At 63.2% G+C, this 19,085-nt stretch carries 20 protein-coding genes, 1 other RNA gene and 3 pseudogenes; 16 read left to right on the forward strand and 8 right to left on the reverse strand.

Going from position 1 to position 19,085, the window contains the following annotated elements; all coding sequences use genetic code 11:
- Nucleotides 1-77: 77 nt before the first annotated feature.
- On the forward strand, nucleotides 78-227 hold the full coding sequence (locus M2432_RS01350; RefSeq protein WP_280824933.1) for a hypothetical protein: 150 nt from the start codon (nucleotides 78-80) through the stop codon (nucleotides 225-227).
- A gap of 225 nt (nucleotides 228-452) precedes the next feature.
- On the opposite strand, the gene M2432_RS01355 is transcribed toward M2432_RS01350, so the two are convergent.
- Nucleotides 453-896 (reverse strand): hypothetical protein, encoded by a 444-nt coding sequence (locus M2432_RS01355; RefSeq protein ID WP_280824934.1) that lies wholly within the window; start codon nucleotides 894-896, stop codon nucleotides 453-455.
- A 669-nt stretch (nucleotides 897-1,565) separates the two neighbouring features.
- On the reverse strand, nucleotides 1,566-2,177 hold the full coding sequence (locus M2432_RS01360) for a TetR/AcrR family transcriptional regulator (protein WP_280824935.1): 612 nt from the start codon (nucleotides 2,175-2,177) through the stop codon (nucleotides 1,566-1,568).
- Between the two features lie 528 nt (nucleotides 2,178-2,705).
- On the opposite strand from M2432_RS01360, the gene M2432_RS01365 reads away from it, so the two are divergent.
- The 4 genes and pseudogenes from M2432_RS01365 to M2432_RS27940 all read left to right on the forward strand — a co-directional run.
- Nucleotides 2,706-2,942: a hypothetical protein gene (locus M2432_RS01365; RefSeq protein ID WP_280824936.1), complete on the forward strand. Its 237-nt coding sequence runs from the start codon at nucleotides 2,706-2,708 to the stop codon at nucleotides 2,940-2,942.
- A gap of 23 nt (nucleotides 2,943-2,965) precedes the next feature.
- On the forward strand, nucleotides 2,966-3,355 hold the full coding sequence (locus tag M2432_RS01370) for a hypothetical protein (RefSeq protein WP_280824937.1): 390 nt from the start codon (nucleotides 2,966-2,968) through the stop codon (nucleotides 3,353-3,355).
- A 631-nt stretch (nucleotides 3,356-3,986) separates the two neighbouring features.
- Nucleotides 3,987-4,223 (forward strand): annotated as a pseudogene (locus tag M2432_RS27935) (transglycosylase family protein); the annotation flags it as partial.
- 462 nt (nucleotides 4,224-4,685) lie between these two features.
- Nucleotides 4,686-5,096 (forward strand): annotated as a pseudogene (locus tag M2432_RS27940) (NlpC/P60 family protein); the annotation flags it as partial.
- A 116-nt stretch (nucleotides 5,097-5,212) separates the two neighbouring features.
- Here the strand turns inward: M2432_RS27940 and M2432_RS01380 are convergent.
- The gene (locus tag M2432_RS01380; RefSeq protein WP_280824939.1) at nucleotides 5,213-6,022 is read right to left on the reverse strand and encodes a DUF1906 domain-containing protein; all 810 of its coding nucleotides are present in this window, start codon (nucleotides 6,020-6,022) and stop codon (nucleotides 5,213-5,215) included.
- A 75-nt stretch (nucleotides 6,023-6,097) separates the two neighbouring features.
- The gene (gene hisN / locus M2432_RS01385) at nucleotides 6,098-6,874 is read right to left on the reverse strand and encodes a histidinol-phosphatase (protein ID WP_280824940.1); all 777 of its coding nucleotides are present in this window, start codon (nucleotides 6,872-6,874) and stop codon (nucleotides 6,098-6,100) included.
- 23 nt (nucleotides 6,875-6,897) lie between these two features.
- On the opposite strand from hisN, the gene M2432_RS01390 reads away from it, so the two are divergent.
- Nucleotides 6,898-7,212 (forward strand): hypothetical protein, encoded by a 315-nt coding sequence (locus tag M2432_RS01390; RefSeq protein ID WP_280824941.1) that lies wholly within the window; start codon nucleotides 6,898-6,900, stop codon nucleotides 7,210-7,212.
- Between the two features lie 31 nt (nucleotides 7,213-7,243).
- Here the strand turns inward: M2432_RS01390 and M2432_RS01395 are convergent, their stop codons facing one another.
- On the reverse strand, nucleotides 7,244-8,629 hold the full coding sequence (locus M2432_RS01395; RefSeq protein WP_280824942.1) for an FAD-dependent oxidoreductase: 1,386 nt from the start codon (nucleotides 8,627-8,629) through the stop codon (nucleotides 7,244-7,246).
- Nucleotides 8,630-8,777: 148 nt separating this feature from the next.
- Here M2432_RS01395 and prfB point away from each other — a divergent pair, with 148 nt between their 5' ends.
- The 7 genes and pseudogenes from prfB to M2432_RS01430 form a co-directional block, all read left to right on the forward strand.
- Entirely contained in the window at nucleotides 8,778-9,890 is a 1,113-nt protein-coding gene (gene prfB / locus M2432_RS01400; protein WP_280824943.1) for a peptide chain release factor 2, read from the forward strand.
- Nucleotides 9,883-10,884 (forward strand): mechanosensitive ion channel family protein, encoded by a 1,002-nt coding sequence (locus tag M2432_RS01405; protein ID WP_280824944.1) that lies wholly within the window; start codon nucleotides 9,883-9,885, stop codon nucleotides 10,882-10,884. Before prfB ends, M2432_RS01405 begins: the two co-directional genes overlap by 8 nt.
- Entirely contained in the window at nucleotides 10,877-11,386 is a 510-nt protein-coding gene (locus tag M2432_RS01410; protein WP_280824945.1) for a hypothetical protein, read from the forward strand. Before M2432_RS01405 ends, M2432_RS01410 begins: the two co-directional genes overlap by 8 nt.
- Before the next feature lie 46 nt (nucleotides 11,387-11,432).
- Complete coding sequence (gene ftsE / locus M2432_RS01415; protein ID WP_280825288.1) at nucleotides 11,433-12,122, forward strand: cell division ATP-binding protein FtsE; 690 nt, start codon at nucleotides 11,433-11,435, stop codon at nucleotides 12,120-12,122.
- A complete protein-coding gene (ftsX, locus tag M2432_RS01420; protein ID WP_280824946.1) occupies nucleotides 12,123-13,016 on the forward strand; it encodes a permease-like cell division protein FtsX in 894 nt (297 codons plus the stop codon).
- A gap of 16 nt (nucleotides 13,017-13,032) precedes the next feature.
- Nucleotides 13,033-13,533, forward strand: coding sequence for an SsrA-binding protein SmpB (gene smpB / locus M2432_RS01425; protein ID WP_280824947.1), 501 nt, complete (start codon nucleotides 13,033-13,035; stop codon nucleotides 13,531-13,533).
- A gap of 157 nt (nucleotides 13,534-13,690) precedes the next feature.
- Nucleotides 13,691-13,906 (forward strand): annotated as a pseudogene (locus M2432_RS01430) (EamA family transporter); the annotation flags it as partial.
- A gap of 18 nt (nucleotides 13,907-13,924) precedes the next feature.
- On the opposite strand, the gene M2432_RS01435 reads toward M2432_RS01430, so the two are convergent.
- On the reverse strand, nucleotides 13,925-14,332 hold the full coding sequence (locus M2432_RS01435; RefSeq protein ID WP_280824948.1) for a VOC family protein: 408 nt from the start codon (nucleotides 14,330-14,332) through the stop codon (nucleotides 13,925-13,927).
- Nucleotides 14,333-14,352: 20 nt separating this feature from the next.
- The gene (locus M2432_RS01440) at nucleotides 14,353-14,787 is read right to left on the reverse strand and encodes a helix-turn-helix transcriptional regulator (protein WP_280824949.1); all 435 of its coding nucleotides are present in this window, start codon (nucleotides 14,785-14,787) and stop codon (nucleotides 14,353-14,355) included.
- A gap of 81 nt (nucleotides 14,788-14,868) precedes the next feature.
- Here M2432_RS01440 and M2432_RS01445 point away from each other — a divergent pair, with 81 nt between their 5' ends.
- Both M2432_RS01445 and ssrA read left to right on the forward strand, forming a co-directional pair.
- Entirely contained in the window at nucleotides 14,869-15,723 is an 855-nt protein-coding gene (locus M2432_RS01445) for a maleylpyruvate isomerase family mycothiol-dependent enzyme (RefSeq protein ID WP_280824950.1), read from the forward strand.
- Nucleotides 15,724-15,830: 107 nt separating this feature from the next.
- Nucleotides 15,831-16,202, forward strand: a transfer-messenger RNA (tmRNA) gene (gene ssrA / locus M2432_RS01450).
- Nucleotides 16,203-16,311: 109 nt separating this feature from the next.
- Here ssrA and M2432_RS01455 read toward each other — a convergent pair.
- A complete protein-coding gene (locus M2432_RS01455) occupies nucleotides 16,312-17,520 on the reverse strand; it encodes a serine hydrolase domain-containing protein (protein ID WP_280825289.1) in 1,209 nt (402 codons plus the stop codon).
- 588 nt (nucleotides 17,521-18,108) lie between these two features.
- On the opposite strand from M2432_RS01455, the gene M2432_RS01460 reads away from it, so the two are divergent.
- Nucleotides 18,109-18,897: a DUF4239 domain-containing protein gene (locus M2432_RS01460; protein WP_280824951.1), complete on the forward strand. Its 789-nt coding sequence runs from the start codon at nucleotides 18,109-18,111 to the stop codon at nucleotides 18,895-18,897.
- The last annotated feature ends 188 nt before the right edge of the window (nucleotides 18,898-19,085 follow it).

Genomic DNA, 19,085 nt, shown 5'->3' on the forward strand with positions numbered 1-19,085 from the left:
CCTGCCCACGCACCCTCGCGGATGCGTGGGTCGGGACCTGCCCGTGAAATCCCTTCGACCGGAAGGACTTCCGTGACATGAGCACTGCCAACCCATCGAGTGTTGACTTCGGGATCGGCGCCAAGAATGTCTTTGCCTGGTACTCGATCCTCGACCTGCCTGCCACCCAGGTCACGATGTCGGTATCACCGGGATTCCGGTTCAAGATCCGCCGCGAGGAATACTGACCGGTTCCGACTCAACCAGTGCCGAACGGTCGGTGCGAAAAGGCAGGCTCGGGTGTGCACCGACGCTGGGGCAACCTTGGCGCTGAGTGAACCAGTGTTGGGTTATGGCTTGTTGCAGAAGACGTGGGGTTTTTCCGCTACGGCACTGCAGAGAGGCCGTTTGGGCATCGATATCTCTCATCCGGAAACATCGCTTCAGTGTGCGAACCCGCTGCAGGCAATGGGTTACTGCCCGCCTGGCCCAGCGGATGCGTCGACAGCGGATCGGGTCAGCGTGCCGGTGAGCGTTTCGACGGTGTATGTCGAGAGCATCTCGCCGACCTGAGGGAGGTCGTCGCGGTGCCATGGACTGTGGGTCAGGACCAGCGCGGCGGTGACGGGGACGTCGGTGGCAGGCTGCTCGGAATCCGCGGGGCCGGCGTCGGGCAGATACAGGGTGATCTTGAACCGGACCTCGTTGTGCGGTTCGAGCATCCGGCGGACGGTGGCGGTGATCTGGGAGCCGAATTTGTCGCGCCCGCTCTGCACGATGTCGGTCCCGGCGAATTCGTGTGTGCCCCTGAGGGCGGGGGATGTGTCGTCAAAGCTGATCTTTAGGGTGGCATCGGCGTCGGAATAGCTGAGCTGCACACGGTCTCCGGAGAGCTCGTAACGGGTGATGTAGGGCATGCCGACCTGCCTGTGGTTGGGATGAGGGTGGGCGCATATGGGCGCCGAGGCTGTGGCCGCCGACGCCGCGCTAACTGAGCGGTTTCAAGACCCAGCTAGCCATTTCGTCCTCCTCGCGAACTTTCAAGAGCGCTCGATGGAAAGTGTCGATGCACGGGGTCCGTGACGATGTACACCGTCCCCGATGTTACGGCGCACCGGGATACATGATCTAAGTAGCTCACTACCTGAATCATCGGAAGTCGTTGCGTGGCTTAGCTACCCGGCGGGTGCGTCAGAGTGGGCCTTACGGTGACCGCATCTGTGCCGACCACCATGTAGCTATCCGGCCGCCCCGTGTGCACACGTTGAGATCGCCGCTGACCCGTTCGATGTGTTCTAGCGTTGTACCACCAACGATCCACTCCTCGCCGATGGCCGTTGGCCGCATGGCCAGCGCGAGCTTGATGCGGCCGAAACGGCGAAACGGTCATTCCCTGGATCAGCACCTACGCGCCGGCATTTGCATACGGGAACTACCAGGCAAAACCAAGCGCACCATCCCGATATTCGAGCTGAAGCGGCACCAATAACAAGGACGCGACGACCTCGTGGCCTTGTCGGTATGGGTCGATCGGGATGCAAAGCAGAGATGATGGTCGACGTCGGCCGAAGCGCTGTAGGACTGCCTCAATCTTGCGGCGCGGAGAATGCCGGGGCGACGAATTCCCGCATGATGGCCCGGTAGCGATTCTGGTCGTTGGTCTCGTCAAGCCCGCGCATCAACATCAGTCCAAGAGTGGACAACCAGAGATAGATGTCGGACCGCGGTATGTCTCGTGACAGCTTGTTGCTGACGTAGGCAGGATCGAGGAACGGGTCCCAGAACTCCGCGGCGATTTTCTCGGTTGTGTGCGCTGTAATCAGTCGCTGGCTGAGGCTGGCGGCCTCGGGCTCGGCGATAGCGCGCACCACTGGGTCGAGGCGAGCTTGCTCAGCGACGTACAGCAGCCCTTCAACAATCTGATCCGCAAGGTTGGTTTGCCGGGCGATGACCTTGTGCGCGCGGTCGTGTAGTGCCCGGGAACGCATGAGGATCAGTTCGATGATCAAGTCGTCGCGATCGCTGAAATATCGGTAGACGCCGGGCCGGGACATGCCGACTTCGGAGGCGATGTCCTCCATCGTGGTTTTCCGCAGACCGTAGCGGCCGATGCAGCGCTCGGCGCCGGCCAGGATTCGATCGCGTGCCTCGTCTGCTCTCGCCGACTCGATTGACGGTGTGTGGGCTCCCCGGGCCATGCCCCGATGTTACCCGTGACGTGTGTCGTTTTCCGACATATGTCCGTTGTTGCTAAGAAGTTTCTAGCAAATACCTAGTGGACCTTGACATATGACACGCGCCATGCGCATGCTGACAAATAACGTAAAACGTCAGCCGTTAAAACAGGCGTTTGAGGCTCTTCAGAGGAGTGAAGGGAGCCGGCACTGATGAGGATCGGTTTGCAACCACCGTTGGCGATGAACGGTGGCCTCACAGACGCCGCCGTGGGAACTCCCAGGCCTGGACCTGGACCTACCTCGACGACGCCCACCCGCCTAGTCGAGTCGGACGTGACGCGACCTGTGATTTGCGACGGTAGCCATGTGGACCTTGATTACCAGTGACGGGCGGCGACTAGCCGACGTCAGCTCTGAAGATGTCGCGCGCCGTACCGTGCACATGCTGGGCGAAACCCAATGGCGCGGACCATTCTCGTGGGACGTGGTCGGCCGCGATGGGTGTCGGTTCGTCGCAGAGATCCGGCACCGTGCCGAGGGCAGCCGATCATGATCGTCGGGCGCCCTCCACGTACGCCGGTGATCGAAAACACCGGCGACATGACGGAATTCAGCGTCGGAGACCTGGTGCGCAATGGCACGCGCGTGGCCACGGTGACTGACGTTGGCACGGTCCTCGTCGCAATCACGACGGCGATGGGCGCTTCGCGGATGGTCTGTCCGTGGGAGCTGGTGCGGCTACGCGCCGCGAAACACGAGCGCAGCTTCGGCGCTTCATGGCAGTAAACAACTAACTGACGGTCACCACCATGCAACACCTGCAAGAAGCGAATCTGGCTTGGTCGCTCATTGAAGCGGCCAAACCCGAGTTAGCCCCGCGAGAACGCAACCACGTCTTCGTCAGCGTCGGCGCCGGCGACTCGTTCACCGCGATTCGCATTCTGCTCAAACTTATTGCGGACAAACAGATTCCGTTGTCACCGCGAATGGTGCAACGGTGTACCACCTGGCTCGAAGCCTATGCGCTGCATGAGGACCATGAGCGCCTGCAATTGAACATTGACGGCCTGAAGGTGACCGCAGCCGGCCGTAAGCCACGGGCAATTGTCAGATCGCTTACGTGCAAAAGGAATTCAGCAGCCTTGGCTATAGCGGCCGACGCGCATCACGATCTCGGAGTTGCCGCACGGGCCGGTTAGCCGGCCGCTTGATGAAAAACAAACTTGGTGTGGTCAACCATCGCAGGTCCCGAATTGGACTCGCGCGGGCCACTCCGAACTAGATAGACCGTTGTTAGTAGGAGGCACGACAATCATGAACAGCACCCGGAGCTTGCCTGTCGCAGGCGGCATAGACAGTCCTCGGTGGCGCCCTAAAATGAACGCGAAAGGGGCATGGGCCGTATTGACTGCAGGCGTGCTCAGCTATGAAATCACTTGCAGGGAAGGTCAACTCCTCAGCCAAGGAGTGGATGAGTGGCTGATCTCTCGACCTATCCTTACGCGCGCTGCGATAGTAGCAATGGCGCTTCATCTGGTTAATGCGGTACCGACGCGCTATGACGTTGTCTCGCTTGGGTTTCAGGTGCTGCGACAAAGCTCGCGGTATTTGGTGATGGACCGGTTGGCGAGCTGACGTGGCAAAAGTTCTAACCGCGGGTGCGACGCACCGCGGCCGTATCGTCGCTGTGCCGTTGAGGCCTGTTGAATCCTCCACTGGCGCTGGGGTTCACCTGTGACCGGCCGGCATCGTAAAGCCAGTGCCTCGAACTCGGCGTCGACCGCGATGAAGTTCGCGATCACCAGTATGGTCCTCGGTGGCGGCGGAGCAATGGCCGGTCAAGCCCACGCGGCGACTGACAGTGAATGGGATCAGGTGTCGCGCTGCGAGTCCGGCGGTAATTGGGCGATCAACACCGGAAACGGGTACCAGGGCGGATTGCAGTTCGCGCCCGCCACGTGGAGTGCGTATGGCGGTGGCAAGTACGCATCCGAAGCGCAGCAGGCTACCAAAGAGCAACAGATCGCTGTTGCTGAGCGGGTACTGGCGCAGCAAGGCCGTGGTGCATGGCCGGTCTGCGGCGGCCCCCTTTCAGGTGCCGCGCCTCGCAACGTACCGCCGGCCGCACCCAAACCTGTTGCCGCCTCGCACAGCGACTCCGCGGTCGGTGACGTTGCCCCCGCGCCGCGGCTCAACGCCGAAACTCCGGAAGAGCCGAACCCGCCCGCGCCGCCCGCTCCGGTGGAGGCGGCGAACGTGGCGGTCGTGTCTCCTAGTGAGCAAGGCACTCAAGGAGATCCACCACCCCAGCCACAACTTCCGGCACTGAACGCAGCGGCAGAACCCCTCGGCCCCGATGCCGCGCCTGCTCCAGATGCCCAGGCGGACAACGTGACATCCCAGGATGGCGCGCCGCCGCCACCACCTCCCGATCAAGAGCTATCCGAACCCTCACCGGGGCCAGCGGCTCAACTGGTGCAGGCCTCTGCCTCTGACCCGGGTAACGACACTGCCAAGGAAGCGACCCTCATGGCACTGATCCATCGGTATTCGGGAACACCGTACGTCTGGGGCGGGGATTCTCCCCAGGGAACCGACTGTTCGGGGCTGGCGTCGTGGCTGGCGAATGCGGCCACTGGCCGCCCGGTTTTCGGCGACCGATTCGACACCAGTACGGAGGAATCGGCGCTACGGGCACGAGGTTTCCGCGATGGAACGGAGCCAGGGGCCCTGGTGATCGGATGGAATGGTCACCACACGGCAGTGACCTTGGCGGACGGGACTCCGGTCGCCAGTGGCGAGGGTGCTGGGATCAGGGTCGGTGGCGGGGGTGCCTACCAGGCCCAGTTCAACCATCACATGTACCTCCCGATAACGCCGGGACCCGTCGACAGCCCGCCCGGACCACCCGATCCGCCGGCGCCCGTCGACGGTATGGATGTGTAAGCCGGGCGATCACGCTGGCGAAACCCTAGGGGATCACGGCGGCAACGTCGTTGATTGCCTCGGTGATTACCGGTTTTCGCGAGGCGCTTCTGACAGATTGCTTTACGACCTCACGGATGCAGATTCCACTGGCCGACATCGGAGGCCAGTGCGTCGCTGACGTCGACTTCGAGCCCGCCGACCAATGGGCCGGGATTCGACACGGTGCTCACTATGCGCTGATAGAGAACTGCGGCTGGGTCGACCTGACCCCGAGACCAGGACCGGGTCTGCCAGGCCCACTTGCGGCCGGGCGTTGTCGAATTCCCGATAACGCCATCGGCGGCAGCCCATTGGCAGGTGTTGATGCCTCCGTAGACGCCGGTGCGCTGCACTCCGATCACCGAGTTGATTCCGCGAAACCATTGCAGCGCAAGGTTATTCCAGGTTTCGCGGTTGATGTCATCGTCGATGGTGAAGAAGATCGGTGCGTTCTGGCCGCCACCGGCCGCGGTGTGCAGAGCCCAAGCGGTGCGGGCGTCGGCGACGCCGCCGGCGTATCCACGGGTGAAGTCCGACGGCGCGGTGCTGTTGGGCTTGCCGTATTGGTAGTTACTGACGATCACCAGCCCAGCAGCGGTCAGCGAGTCCGCGTACGGCCGGGTGATCGGTTTGGCGCCCATGGACGAGCCGGGACGCGACGTCGAGACGTAGTTGATCACCCCGGAGTGGCCGGCGGCCTTGATGTCTTGCGCCGGAATCTGGCGCATGGCGAAGTCGATCAGCGTGGGAGCGGCGGCCGACGCCGTGGGTGCGCCAGAAGTTGCTGCTGCCGCGCCCAACCCGACCAGCGCCGACGCGGCACCGGCGTAGCGCAGGGCGTCACGCCGGGAAACCGGGCGTGAGTGCCATAGGCCGGAAGTCCCCGGCGAGTCCTGCATCGCATGATGTTAACAATGTGACTGGTGTTAATCGTGTAGCCTCGCGGGCCGAGTTCAGTTTGTGGCACGAATTGCTCAGGCGAGGGCGGCGAGCACCTGCTTGTGCAGCAGCCCGTTGGTGGCGACAGCACTGCCCCCGTGCGGGCCGGCGTCGCCGGCCACGTTGGTGAACGTGCCACCCGATTCGCGGACCACGACATCGAGCGCGGCCAAATCCCACAACTTGACCTCGGGCTCGACCGCGATGTCGACGGCGCCCTCGGCCAGCAGGCAGTACGACCAGAAGTCGCCGTACGCGCGCACTCGCCACACCGCGTCGGTCAGCGCGACGAACTTGTCGCGCCGGTCCTCCCACCCGGTGGTCAGGTCCGAGTAGGACAGGCTGGCCGCGTCGAGCGAGCCGACGCCCGACACCGAGATTCGGCGGGTTTGGCCACCGAACGCGGTGAACGCGCCCGACCCCGTGCCGGCCCACCACCGACGGCACAGTGCCGGAGCGCTGACCACCCCGACGATCGGCACGCCGTCCTGCAACAGCGCCACCAGGGTCGCCCACACCGGTACCCCGCGGACGAAGTTCTTGGTGCCGTCGATGGGGTCGATCACCCATTGGCGACCCTCAAAAACCGCGGTGCCGCCGTATTCTTCGCCAAGCAATGCATCGCCGGGCCGCGCCATGGCCAGGGTCTGGCGCAGCGTTCGCTCCACCGACTCGTCGGCATCGGTGACGGGCGTCAGATCCGGTTTGGTCTCGATCTGAAGATCGAGCGCACCGAACCGATCCAGCGTCACCGCGTCGGCCTGATCAGCCAATTGCAGGGCTAGGTTGACGTCGTCTGCGACCGTAGGCATGTCTGCAGTCCTACCATGAGCTCATGTGGGAGATCGTTGCGCTCATCGTCTTGGTCGGGGCGCTGGTCCTAATCTCCATCCCGTTGATCCGGCGTAGGCCGCATGGAGAGTCCGGCACGCTACTGGTCACGGGTGTCAGCCCCCGCCCAGACGCGACGGGGGAGCAGTTCGTCACCATCACCGGAGTCATCAGCGGCCCCAGCGTCGTAGAACATGAGGTGTACGGTCGTCTCGCGGTCGACGTCGGAAGCTGGCCTGTGATGGGCCAACTCCTCCCAGTGGTGTACTCGCCGAAGAACCCCAACAACTGGAGTTTCGCGTCGGCTTCTGGCCACTGACCAGAGAGGTACGGCACCTCGCGGGCGGCGCTCAGCCGTGCGCCACCCGCAGCATGTCCTCCACGCTGGCGAGTTTCACCCGCGGTCGTCCGTCGGCTGAGCCTGCCGCACGTTCATGGGCATCGATCAGCTGCCAGTGCTCATCAGTGACCAGCGCAGGCTGGCGCGACCGCAGCCACGCCTCCAACTCATCGGAGCGTGCCGCGCTCACATCGGGAAGTTCGGCACCACACATGTCGGCGATCAATGTGTTGACGGTGTCCTGCGAGTCCTTCTTGTTGCTGCCGATGACGCCCGACGGCCCACGCTTGATCCAGCCGACCACGTATTCGTTGCGGCTGCCCTCCACTCGTCCGTCCGTGTGCGGAATGGTCGCGGACCGATCGTCGAACGGCAGCCCGGCGATCGGCACACCGCGGTAACCCACAGCCCGCACCACCAATTGCGCAGGCAACTCCTCGCGAGCTCCGGTGTCCTTGGCCACCAGTCGTCCACCGTCGTCAACGAGTTCGTTGTGGCCCAGGATGATTGAGGACACCCCTGCGCCGTCGTCGCTAGCGTTGAGCTCGATGGGCGAGGTCTGAAACCGAAACACGATGCGCCGCTTGCGTCCCAGCGACCCGCGCTCGGCGTAGCCCCGCAGGATCTTGATGTTCTGCCGAACGGTCTTGCCCGCTGCCTCCACCTCTTCGTCAGTGAGGGGATCCACGTCGGCCGGGTCGACGATCACATCAACGTCGGCCATGGCGTCCATGTCACCCAGCTCGCGCAGTTCCAGCGTGGTGAAGGTGGCCTGCAGCGGGCCACGACGGCCGATGATCACCACCTCCTGCACGCCGCGAGGCATCAACGACGACAGGGCATGGTCGGCGATATCGGTGGCACCCAGCGCATCCGGATCGCTGACCAGGATGCGGGCCACGTCCAACGCCACGTTGCCGTTGCCGACCACCACGGCGCGGGAGGCCGACACGTCGGGGGCCATGTGCTGGAAATGCGGGTGTGCGTTGTACCAACCGACGAAGTCGACCGCAGCAACGCTGCCGTCCAGGTCATCACCGGGGATGCCCAGCGGCCGGTCGGACTGGGCGCCGACCGCGTAGATCACAGCGTCGTAGCGCTCTGCCAGTTCGGCCGCCTGCACATGCTCGCCGACCGTGACATTGCCGAAGAAACGAAAACGTGGGTCTTCGGCGGTCTTCTCGAACTGGGCGGTGACCGTCTTGATCTTCGGATGGTCGGGCGCCACTCCCGAACGAACCAGCCCCCACGGAGTGGGCAGCATCTCCAGCATGTCGACTCGGACGTCGACGGGGTTGTCGGAATCCGCCTTGGCATCAGCGAACTTCAGTAGTGACGCGGCTGCGAAAAACCCTGAAGGGCCCGAGCCGACGATCGCCACATGGTAGGGGCGCATATATGTGAGTGCTTTCTGTTCTTCCCGACGCGCGCAAGGGGCTGTCGCGACGCTGCCGGGCGGGTTACAAGCCGATGCTAAACCCGTCAAAGCGATCGGGGGCTGACTCTGTGAAGGTCTGTCCCGCTGGTCGGTACCCTCATACTTCGTGGACCTCGACCGTCAAGCCAACATAGCCGCCCTCGACAGCACTCTGACCACCGTCGAACGGGTGCTCGATGTCGACGGTCTGCGCGCCCGTATCGCCAAACTCGAAGAAGAGGCATCCGACCCGCAGCTGTGGGACGACCAGGCCAACGCGCAGAAGGTCACCAGCAGCCTGTCGCATGCCCAGGGTGAGCTGCGCCGCGTCGAAGAACTGCGGCAACGCGTCGAGGACCTGCCGGTGCTCTACGAACTGGCTGATGAAGAAGAGGGCGACGCCAAGTCCGAAGCCGTCTCTGATGCCGACGCCGAACTGGCCAGGCTGCGTGAAGACATCGAGGCACTCGAGGTGCGCACCCTGCTGTCGGGCGAGTACGACGAGCGCGAGGCCGTGGTCACCATCCGATCCGGCGCCGGTGGCGTCGACGCCGCGGACTGGGCCGAGATGCTGATGCGGATGTACATCCGCTGGGCGGAGAAGCACGGTTACCCGGTCGAGGTGTTCGACACGTCCTACGCCGAAGAAGCCGGCATCAAGAGCGCGACGTTCGCGGTGCATGCGCCGTTCGCCTACGGCACGTTGTCGGTCGAGCAGGGCACGCACCGGCTGGTACGGATCAGCCCGTTCGACAACCAGAGCCGTCGGCAGACCTCATTCGCGGACGTCGAGGTGCTGCCGGTGGTGGAGACGACCGACTCCATCGACATTCCCGAAGGCGACATCCGGGTTGACGTCTACCGGTCGAGTGGTCCGGGTGGGCAGTCGGTGAACACCACCGACTCCGCCGTCCGGCTGACCCACATTCCGACGGGTATCGTCGTCACCTGTCAGAACGAGAAATCGCAGCTACAGAACAAGGTTTCGGCGATGCGGGTGCTCAGCGCCAAGCTGCTGGAACGTAAGCGCCAGGAGGAGCGCGCCGAGATGGACGCACTCAAAGGCGACGGCGGCAGTTCCTGGGGCAATCAGATGCGCTCCTATGTGTTGCACCCCTATCAAATGGTGAAGGATTTGCGCACCGAGTACGAGGTCGGAAACCCCGCAGCAGTGCTCGACGGCGAGATCGACGGCTTCTTGGAAGCCGGAATCCGTTGGCGCAACAGGAAAGATGAATAGCATCTATCAAGCAGCGTCGGAACAGGCGCAATCGTTCGGCTGGTGGGCCCAGAGTTGGCACAGCTTCTGGCGGGGCTCGATCGGCGAGTGGATCATCACTCGCGGTCTGCGGATCGTGATGCTGGTGATCGCCGCGATGCTGATCGCCCGATTCGTGAATTGGGGTGCACACCGGATCACCAGCCGGATCGACGAGCGGTTCCAGGAGAGCGACGCGCTGGTGCGTTCGGAGACCACCAAGCACCGTCAGGCCGTGGCCTCGGTGATCTCATGGGTGACCATCGCGCTGGTCTCGGTGATCGTGCTGGTCGATATCACCGAGATCCTGGCGGTCCCGATCGGTTCGCTGGTGGCGCCGGCGGCGGTGCTGGGTGCGGCCTTCGGTTTCGGTGCCCAGCGCATCGTGCAGGACCTGTTGGCGGGCTTCTTCATCATCACCGAGAAGCAGTACGGCTTCGGTGACTTGGTGGCGCTGACCGTCGGTGGTATCGCCGCCCCCGCCGAGGGCACTGTCGAGGACGTCACGCTGCGGGTCACCACGCTGCGCTCCAGCGACGGCGAGGTCTACACCATCCCGAACGGGCAGATCGTCAAGACCGTCAACCTGTCCAAGGACTGGGCCCGCGCGGTGGTCGACATCCCAGTGCCCGCCACCGCGGATCTGGCGAAGGTCAACGACGTGCTGCATGTGGTGTGCGACCGAGCGATGGCGGACCGGCAAATGCGCCCGCTGCTGCTCGACCAGCCACAACTGATGGGTGTGGAGTCCATCGAGCTGGACACCGTGAACCTACGGATGGTCGCCCGGACCTTGCCGGGTAAGCAGTTCGAGGTCGGCCGCCGGCTGCGGGTCATGGTCGTTGCTGCGTTGAGTCGGGTCGGCATCGCCAGCCCGGAACACGATGGGCCAGGCGTAGAGGCCATGGTGCATCCGGCCACTGCGGTCGGAGCCGAGGAGCAGACACAGGGCGCCGGGCGGAGCGCAGATGGCTAATACGTCGCAATTCCGCGCGCAGCTCAAGGCCGGCGAGCACCGCGGCTGGCCCGCGTACCTGTTCGGCGGCCGGGTACGGACCTCGACGATCGGCTTGATCATCGTCTTCTTCGCGGCCTACTGGCTGCACCAGACCTACGCGCCACCGCCTCCGCCGCCTCCACCTGCAGTGGTGCCGCCCGGTTTCGTCCCGGACCCCGCCTACACCTGGGTGCCGCGCACCGACGTGCCGACCACCACGCACCGGCCGACGCCGACCACGACGACCGAGACCACCGAGACGACAGAGACTCCGACAACGACGAGCGAGACACCGACGACGACGTCGGTCACCCCAACGACCACGACCGCGTCAGAGCCGCCGACCACAACGGTGATCACCCCGCCGGGATTGCCACCGATCACGCTGCCGGTGTTCCCGGGCCTGGCGCCGCCGCCCGGCCCGGTGACGACAACCGTCGTCGGGCCCGGAGCGACGCCGACACCGGGCCCGCCGCACTAGCTTGAGCCCGGGGTACTCCGGCGTCCCGCTAGACTGGCGTGCCGTGATGATCACCCTCGACCACGTGAGCAAGAACTACAAGTCCTCGGCGCGCCCTGCGTTGGACAACATCTCGCTCAAGATCGACAAAGGTGAATTCGTCTTCTTGATCGGGCCGTCGGGGTCGGGGAAATCGACGTTCATGCGGCTGCTACTAGCCGAGGAGCACCCGTCCTCGGGCGACATCTGGGTTTCCAAGTTCCATGTGAACAAGCTGTCGAACCGGCACATCCCGAGCCTGCGTCAGGTGTTGGGTTGCGTGTTCCAGGACTTCCGGCTGCTGCAGCAGAAGACGGTCTTCGAGAACGTCGCGTTCGCCCTCGAGGTGATCGGCAAGCGGCCGGACACCATCAACCGGGTGGTGCCCGACGTGCTGGAGATGGTCGGCCTGTCCGGCAAGGCCAACCGGTTGCCCGGTGAGTTGTCCGGCGGTGAGCAGCAGCGAGTGGCGATCGCCCGTGCCTTCGTCAACCGGCCGCTGGTGCTGTTGGCCGATGAGCCCACCGGAAACCTGGACCCGGAGACAAGTAGCGACATCATGGACCTGCTGGAGCGGATCAACCGCACCGGCACGACGGTGTTGATGGCTACCCACGACCACCACATCGTCGACTCGATGCGTCAGCGCGTCATCGAGCTTGAACTCGGCCGCCTGATCCGCGATGAGCAGCGCGGTGTTTACGGAATGGATCGCTAAGTGCGCTTCGGCTTTCTCGTCAGCGAAGTCCTGCAGGGGTTTCGCCGCAACGTCACCATGACGGTCGCCATGATTCTGACGACCGCCATCTCCATAGGCCTGTTCGGCGGCGGCCTACTAGTTGTCCGGCTTGCCGACAGTTCCAAGAAGATTTATTTGGACCGGGTGGAGAGCCAGGTCTTCCTTACCAGTGACATCTCGGCGAACGATGCCAACTGTGACGGCGATCTGTGTAAATCGCTGCGCAAGGTGATCGACGACCGCAAGGACGTCCGGTCGGTGACTTTCCTGAACCGCGACCAGGCCTACGACGACGCCATCACAAAAATCCCGCAGTTCAAGGATTTCGCGAGTAAGGACGCGTTTCCGGCGTCGTTCATCGTCAAGCTCAACAATCCCGAGCAGCACAAAGACTTTGACCAGGCCATGCGCGGCCGCCCGGGCGTGCTCAACGTGCTCAACCAGAAGGACCTCGTCGACCGGTTGTTCGCGATACTCAACGGCTTGAGCAGCGTTGCCTTCGCCGTGGCGTCGGTTCAGGCTATCGCCGCGACCCTGCTGATAGCCAACATGGTCCTGGTCGCCGCCCGCACCAGGCGCACAGAGATCAGCATCATGCGATTGGTGGGTGCAAGTCGTTGGTACACCCAGCTGCCATTCTTGGTGGAGGCGATGCTGGCGGCAATCATCGGTGTGGTGATCGCCGTCGTCGGGCTGATCGTGGTTCGGGCACTGTTCCTGGAGAAGGCGCTCGACCAGTTCTACCGGGCCAACCTGATCGCCCGAATCGACTACATGGACATCCTGTATATCGCGCCGTGGCTGTTGTTGGTGGGCATGGGTATTGCCGGTATCACCGGTTACATCACCCTGCGCCTGTACGTTCGGCGATAGCCGAGGGAAGAGCAACGTGGCCAACAAGAAGGGTGCCGAGAAGGACAAGTCGGGCAACAACCAGGTTGTCGCGACGAATCGCAAAGCACGGCACAACTATTCGATCATCGACACCTACGAAGCGGGTATCGCACTGGTCGGCACCGAGGTGAAGAGTCTGCGCGAGGGCCTGGCGTCGCTGGCCGATGCGTTTGCCACCGTGGACGACGGCGAGGTCTGGCTGCGCAACCTGCACATCGCCGAGTACCACCACGGCACCTGGACCAATCACGCCCCGCGGCGCAATCGCAAATTGTTGTTGCACCGCAAGCAGATCGACATGCTGGTCGGCAAACTGCGGGACGGCAACTTCACCCTGGTGCCGCTGAAACTGTATTTCTCCGACGGCAAGGTCAAGGTCGAGTTGGCGTTGGCGCGCGGTAAGGAAGCGCGAGACAAACGCCAGGACCTGGCCAAGCGCGATGCCCAGCGTGAGGTGGTACGCGAATTGGGCCGGCGCGCCAAAGGCATGCGCTGACGGGGGTTCTGCTGGCGCTGTTGTCAGCCTTCGGCTACGGCATCAGCGATTTCGTGGGCGGTATCGCCTCGCGGCGAGTGGCCTCACTGCGCGTGGTGCTCATCTCGTACCCCGTGGCCATGGCGCGCTGGTGACCCGGAACTTTGTTGCCTCGCGGGGTTTTCCGCTGAAGATGGCGTTGACCGCCGCAAACGTGGCGATGCTGTTGGCCTTGCAGGCGTCGATGTTGTCGCTCGCGAGCGTGCTGATCTCGTTGTACCCAGCAGCGACCGTCGCATTGGCCATGGTGGTGCTCAAGGAACGCGTGACCGCGTGGCAGGTCGTGGGAATGGTGCTGGCCTTGGGCGCCGTCGCGATGATCGCTGCTGGGTAGTTATTGCTCGCTAGGGAACTAGAGCTGGTTGATCCGGATCAAGTTGCCGGCGGGATCACGAAATGCGCAGTCGCGCACGCCGTAGTCCTGGTCGGTGGGTTCCTGCAGGACCTCGGCGCCCGTGGCTTCGAGTCGGGCGAACAGGGCGTCCAGGTCATCGGTGGCCAGGGTGACGGCGCCGTAGGACCCCTTGGCAATCAGGTCCAGGATGACGCGGCGCTCGTCGTCGGTGACGCCGGGGTCTGCGGCGGGCGGGTGCAGCACGATCGACGTGCCGGGCTGCCCGGGCGGCCCGACGGTGATCCAGCGCATGTCTTGGTAGCCAACGTCTTTGCGGACCTCGAACCCGAGCGCATCGCGGTAGAACTTCAGCGCGGCATCGGCGTCGGTGTGTGGCAGGAACGTGTAGTGAATCGAAATGTCCATATCGGCAACGCTAGTGGCCGTCAGTGTGGCGGCGCTTCTTGATTCCTGATCGGTCTGGTCACCTGCTTGGCAAGGCATGGTGGTATCCCCGCCGCCGCCTGGGAGTGGTCCCGGCGGTAGACGCTGGGCGCCACTCCGACCAGTTCGGTGAAGCGGGTGCTGAAGGTGCCCAGCGACGAAAAGCCAACCGCGAAACAGACATCCGTGACGCTGAGGTCGCCGCGGCGCAGCAGCGTCATGGCTCGTTCGATGCGTCGGGTCATCAGGTAGGAGTACGGCGATTCGCCGTAGACGCGCTTGAATTCACGGCTCAGGTGGCCGGCGGACATGTGTGCGCCACGGGCCAAGGCGTCGACGTTGAGCGGTTTGGCGTACTCTCGGTCGATCCGGTCGCGAACCTTGCGTAGCGTCACGATGTCTCGGAGTCGTTGCGCCTCGGCCGGATCGTCTGCCATGGCGTCATCGTCGCACGCCGGTCATGAACCGCTTCGCAGATTCTCTAGCGCGCAGCGGTTCGCCGCCGTACGGTCAGTACAGTGAGCAGCTCAACGCGCCCCGTCACTGTCCTGGAAAAATCCGACGTTCTGCCCGGTTTATTCGGAGTATGGGACGACTTGGACCGAGTGTTATCCACCATTTCTGACGCCGAGCTGCTGACGACGCAGACCGAGTTACCCGGTTGGCGGGTAAGGGATGTCGTGGCGCACATCATCGGAACCGAGCTGCTGCTCAAGGGCGAATCGGTGCCGGAGGTCGATATCGACGTCTCCAAGCTGGACCACGTGCACAACCCCGTCGGTGTGATGAACGAGTGCTGGATCCGCGAGTTGGGTGAGCTCTCCGGGGCCGATCTGTTGGAGAAGTTCCGCAGTGTCACCGATGAACGTCGCGCCGAGCTGACGGCCATGTCGGATGAGGAGTGGAACGCCCCGACCATGACGCCCGCCGGCCAGGACAGCACCGGCCGATTCATGCGGATCCGGACGTTCGACTGTTGGATGCACGAACAGGACATCCGAGAAGTGGTTGCGCGGCCGGCTTCCGACGCTGCGCTGCAGACACCGGCTTCGCAGCTGTCGCTCGACGAGATCGAGGCGAGCATGGGGTTCGTGGTCGCCAGGCGTGGGGGAGCGCCGAGTGGTTCCCGGGTGGCATTCGAACTGACCGGACCGTTGGAGCGAACCATCCGGGTGGCCGTCGACGGCAAAGCGGCCGTGGTGTCGGACTTCGGCAACGCAGAACCGACTGCGACCATCAGGCTGGACGGCTGGCAGTTCACCCGCTTGTGCGGTGGACGTCCGATGGGTGCGGTGCGGCCGATCGACATCGAGTACACCGGTGACGCGCAGCTGGGGCAGCGGATCATCGAGCACCTCGGTTACGTCATCTGACCTGGCCAGATGACGCGCGCCGATACTCGGTGGAACTTGTCGGTGGCAACTCCTATTATGGAGAGTCCTGCCGATGGTCGGCAGGGGTGAGCGAAGTTCACAGACAAGGGGCTGAACGGTTTCGACTTCGCGCATCGAATCAAGGGAAGCGTGCCGGTGCAGGCAAGAGACCACCGTAAGCGTCGTTGTAACCAATTAAGCGCCGATTCTCATCAGCGCGACTACGCCCTCGCTGCCTAAGTAGCGACTGCGTGTCTGTCAGACCGGGAGTGCCCTCGGCCCGGACCCTGGCATCGACTAGAGGGACCCACCCACGGGTTCGGTCGCGGGACCCGTGGGGACATCAAACAGCGACTGGGATCGTCATCTCGGCTAGTTTGCGTGACCGGGAGATCCAAGTAGAGGCATAGCGAACTGCGCACGGAGAAGTCTTGAGGGAATGCCGTAGGACCCGGGTTCGATTCCCGGCAGCTCCACCAGTAAAGGCTCAGGCCAGGGAAAAGTTTCCCGAGCCTGAGCCTTTTTATATCAACACAAACAGAAGAATGGATGTGAACCTGGCGCGACCTCGTCGCGAGTATCTGCGTGCTACCGGGGGGCCGTCGGCGTTGATGCTCCGTACATCTCGTTGATCAGACCTTTGGCGATGAGTGTGGCCGGTGCGCGACCATCGGCGGTCGGGTCGAGGTTTGCCCAGACTACGATCGTCACTTTGTTTTGGGGGTCGGCGCCGGCGAAGGTATTGAAGCCTGGAACTTCACCGGTATGTCCATACAGCGCACCGTATTTCGCGATCGCAAGTCCGTATTGCGGCGCATCAGGTTGTGTCAGATCGGTCGATTGCAGGCTGGCTATCCGCTGGGCTTGCATGTCGGGATCGATTAGTTTCCCGTCGGCCAACGCCTCAACCCAGGCAGCCAGGTCCTGCGCGGTGGAGATGCCGGCACCGGCCGCCCAGGCCCATGATGGGTTCAGGGATGTTTGATCATTGGGTTGCAATGTCCCGGCCTTTGCTGCTGCCTGCATATCGGGAGGTACGGCGGCTGGTGACCCCATTGTCAGCACGTTGTTGCCATACATGTATCCCTGGGGATGTGGGTCTGGGATGGCGTTTGAGGTCCTGGCTGGGAATAGCGTGTCTTTGAGCCCGAATGGGGTGAACAACCTATCGTGGAACGCCTGTGACAGCGGCTTAGCGTCAAGTTTCTCGGCGATGAGCCCTAGCAATATCGTGTTGGTGTTCGAATAGTGGTAGCCCGTTCCGGGTGGGAAGTACGGCTGATGGCTGAAGGCCAGCGTGAGCAGTTCGTCGGGGGTCCACACCTTCTGCGGATTGCTGTCGCCCATTTCGTTTAGTTCGCGTGTCTCGGTGTAGTTATAAAGTCCGCTGCGCATGTTCAACAACTCGGCGATGGTGATGTGGTCACCATTGGGCACATCGGGACGAAATTTCGAGACGGGGTCATCGAGGCTCAGCTTGCCCTCATGGGTCTGCTGCAGGATCACGGTGCCCGTCCACGTCTTGGTGATCGAACCAATCCGAACGTGATCCGCCAACGACACCGGAACTTTGCCACCCACTGTGGTGGTGCCGTACGTCGTGCTGATCTGACCGGCGGGTGAGCGCACCAACGCGACCGCTCCTGGGACGAGCATTTCCCGGGCCATCGACGCGACCCGCATCGCCAACCGCATCTCATCCATGGGTGTAAAGCCAGCGGTCGAGCCGGCCGACGAAGACCGGCTCGGCGACGGCGCTGCGGTGCACGCGCCGACAAGTAAGGCAGCACCAAAAATTGCGGTGACAGTCTGAAGCCGTGGACGTCGAGGCCGGCCGGGTGAAATCAGGGCAGAATTGCTCACTACCGACCTCCTGGGTGTGCGGGCATCCGTCGCTGCGACGCCTCCAGCGGTCCGTCGCGCACGCTACAGGTCTCGTAATTCATCGGGGTGCACTGACTAGACAGAGAAAATGCCTAGACCCATGGCCTGAAATCCGAAGGGGCCCGGCACTCCACAATGTCGAAGGCGGCTGCTGCCGCTGCGCCCCGCAACGCAAATGCCGAAACATGCGGCTACCGAAAGGGCCGATCAGTGATCCTGACCTCGGGTTGCTTTTGTCGTTGCGCTCCGCTGGTCCACGCACGATGTAGACGTAGCGGGCTTGGGCAGTGAGGGTCTCGTTGACCTTGTTGCCCAACTGTTCCGGCACAACCGCTATCTTCATTCAATATTGAACGGGTTGCTGGGCATTCCGGTGGAGTCGTCGATGATGCGCAACGTGATGGCGGCGCCCATAACATCTGTGTTCGTCGTCGACTTATTCCATCTTGTTCCTCAGTCCTGGTGCAATGACCTTGCGTCCGGCGTAGATCGGAGGTTTGCATGGGTGGCTTCGGGGTATTGGGCCTATGGCTGACGCTGGCCGTGACAATCGTCGTGGCGATAGCGACAGCCCTCGGTTTTCTGTGGCTGGCGAAACGTACGTTGGGCAAGGACGTCGACCCGGCGCACAACCCGTCGTTGTCGCCGTTCCTTACAGTCGTAGGTCTTGTATTCGGCGCCTTGCTCGGGTTTACCGTGGTGGTTGCGTGGGAACAATTTTCCTCGGCCGATGCCAACGTCGCGCACGAGGCGTCGACACTGACGACCATGTACCGGCAGACCGTCGCGATGCCGGAGCCGCAGCGGACGCAGCTGCGCCAGCAGCTCCGCAAGTACGCTGAGGCGGTAGCGGGTCCAGAGTGGTCTGCTCAAGAGACCGGTGACCGCGCGGACCATACGGCAAGATCAGCCATCACCAATATTTACCGCCTCTTCGGGAGTCGGCCGGCCGGCGTGTCGAGCCCTGTCGATGGAGAGTTTCTCGGTCAGCTGACCGTGCTGGCCACGGACAGGAATCAGCGTGCCCTAGACCAAAAACCGCGAATTCCGGGACTGTTGTGGGCAGGTCTCATCGTCGGTGGCGCACTAGCCATTGCCATCGCGGGCTTCATCCAGTTCAGAAGCCAACGTGGACACGTAATCTTGACAAGCGGGGTCGCCCTCCTGCTGGGATTGCTGCTATTCATCGTCTACTGGCTTGATCATCCGTTCGGGACCCAAATCGGAGTCACGCCAGCGCCATTCCATCAGGCTATCGAGGTGTTCGACATCATCGACCAAGGGACGTAGCTCCTCCGACTTGGCGAAATCGCTGACGTCACCCACCCCGCGGCGTAATCATCGGAAATGGTGCGCGCGCTTAGGCTGTCACGACCGCATGCAGGGGCTGGCGATCATCTGTCCGATCGCCGGAACCTCGGCCGACGCTCGGGCTCGACTAAAACCTCTGTGACGGTTGGTGACTCAGTTGGCTACCG

Source organism: Mycobacterium sp. OTB74, assembly GCF_029892685.1.
Classification (GTDB): domain Bacteria; phylum Actinomycetota; class Actinomycetes; order Mycobacteriales; family Mycobacteriaceae; genus Mycobacterium.

Bases quoted from the DNA above. Each gene is read 5' to 3' on its own strand.
- ftsE (WP_280825288.1), top strand. From the start codon at position 11,433: ATGATCACCCTCGACCACGTGAGCAAGAACTACAAGTCCTCGGCGCGC.
- M2432_RS01405 (WP_280824944.1), top strand. From the start codon at position 9,883: ATGAATAGCATCTATCAAGCAGCGTCGGAACAGGCGCAATCGTTCGGC.
- M2432_RS01355 (WP_280824934.1), bottom strand. From the start codon at position 896: ATGCCCTACATCACCCGTTACGAGCTCTCCGGAGACCGTGTGCAGCTC.
- M2432_RS01460 (WP_280824951.1), top strand. From the start codon at position 18,109: ATGGGTGGCTTCGGGGTATTGGGCCTATGGCTGACGCTGGCCGTGACA.
- hisN (WP_280824940.1), bottom strand. From the start codon at position 6,874: ATGCCTACGGTCGCAGACGACGTCAACCTAGCCCTGCAATTGGCTGAT.
- M2432_RS01380 (WP_280824939.1), bottom strand. From the start codon at position 6,022: ATGCAGGACTCGCCGGGGACTTCCGGCCTATGGCACTCACGCCCGGTT.
- M2432_RS01370 (WP_280824937.1), top strand. From the start codon at position 2,966: ATGCAACACCTGCAAGAAGCGAATCTGGCTTGGTCGCTCATTGAAGCG.
- M2432_RS01390 (WP_280824941.1), top strand. From the start codon at position 6,898: ATGTGGGAGATCGTTGCGCTCATCGTCTTGGTCGGGGCGCTGGTCCTA.
- M2432_RS01410 (WP_280824945.1), top strand. From the start codon at position 10,877: ATGGCTAATACGTCGCAATTCCGCGCGCAGCTCAAGGCCGGCGAGCAC.
- M2432_RS01440 (WP_280824949.1), bottom strand. From the start codon at position 14,787: ATGGCAGACGATCCGGCCGAGGCGCAACGACTCCGAGACATCGTGACG.
- M2432_RS01435 (WP_280824948.1), bottom strand. From the start codon at position 14,332: ATGGACATTTCGATTCACTACACGTTCCTGCCACACACCGACGCCGAT.
- M2432_RS01360 (WP_280824935.1), bottom strand. From the start codon at position 2,177: ATGGCCCGGGGAGCCCACACACCGTCAATCGAGTCGGCGAGAGCAGAC.
- M2432_RS01395 (WP_280824942.1), bottom strand. From the start codon at position 8,629: ATGCGCCCCTACCATGTGGCGATCGTCGGCTCGGGCCCTTCAGGGTTT.
- M2432_RS01350 (WP_280824933.1), top strand. From the start codon at position 78: ATGAGCACTGCCAACCCATCGAGTGTTGACTTCGGGATCGGCGCCAAG.
- M2432_RS01365 (WP_280824936.1), top strand. From the start codon at position 2,706: ATGATCGTCGGGCGCCCTCCACGTACGCCGGTGATCGAAAACACCGGC.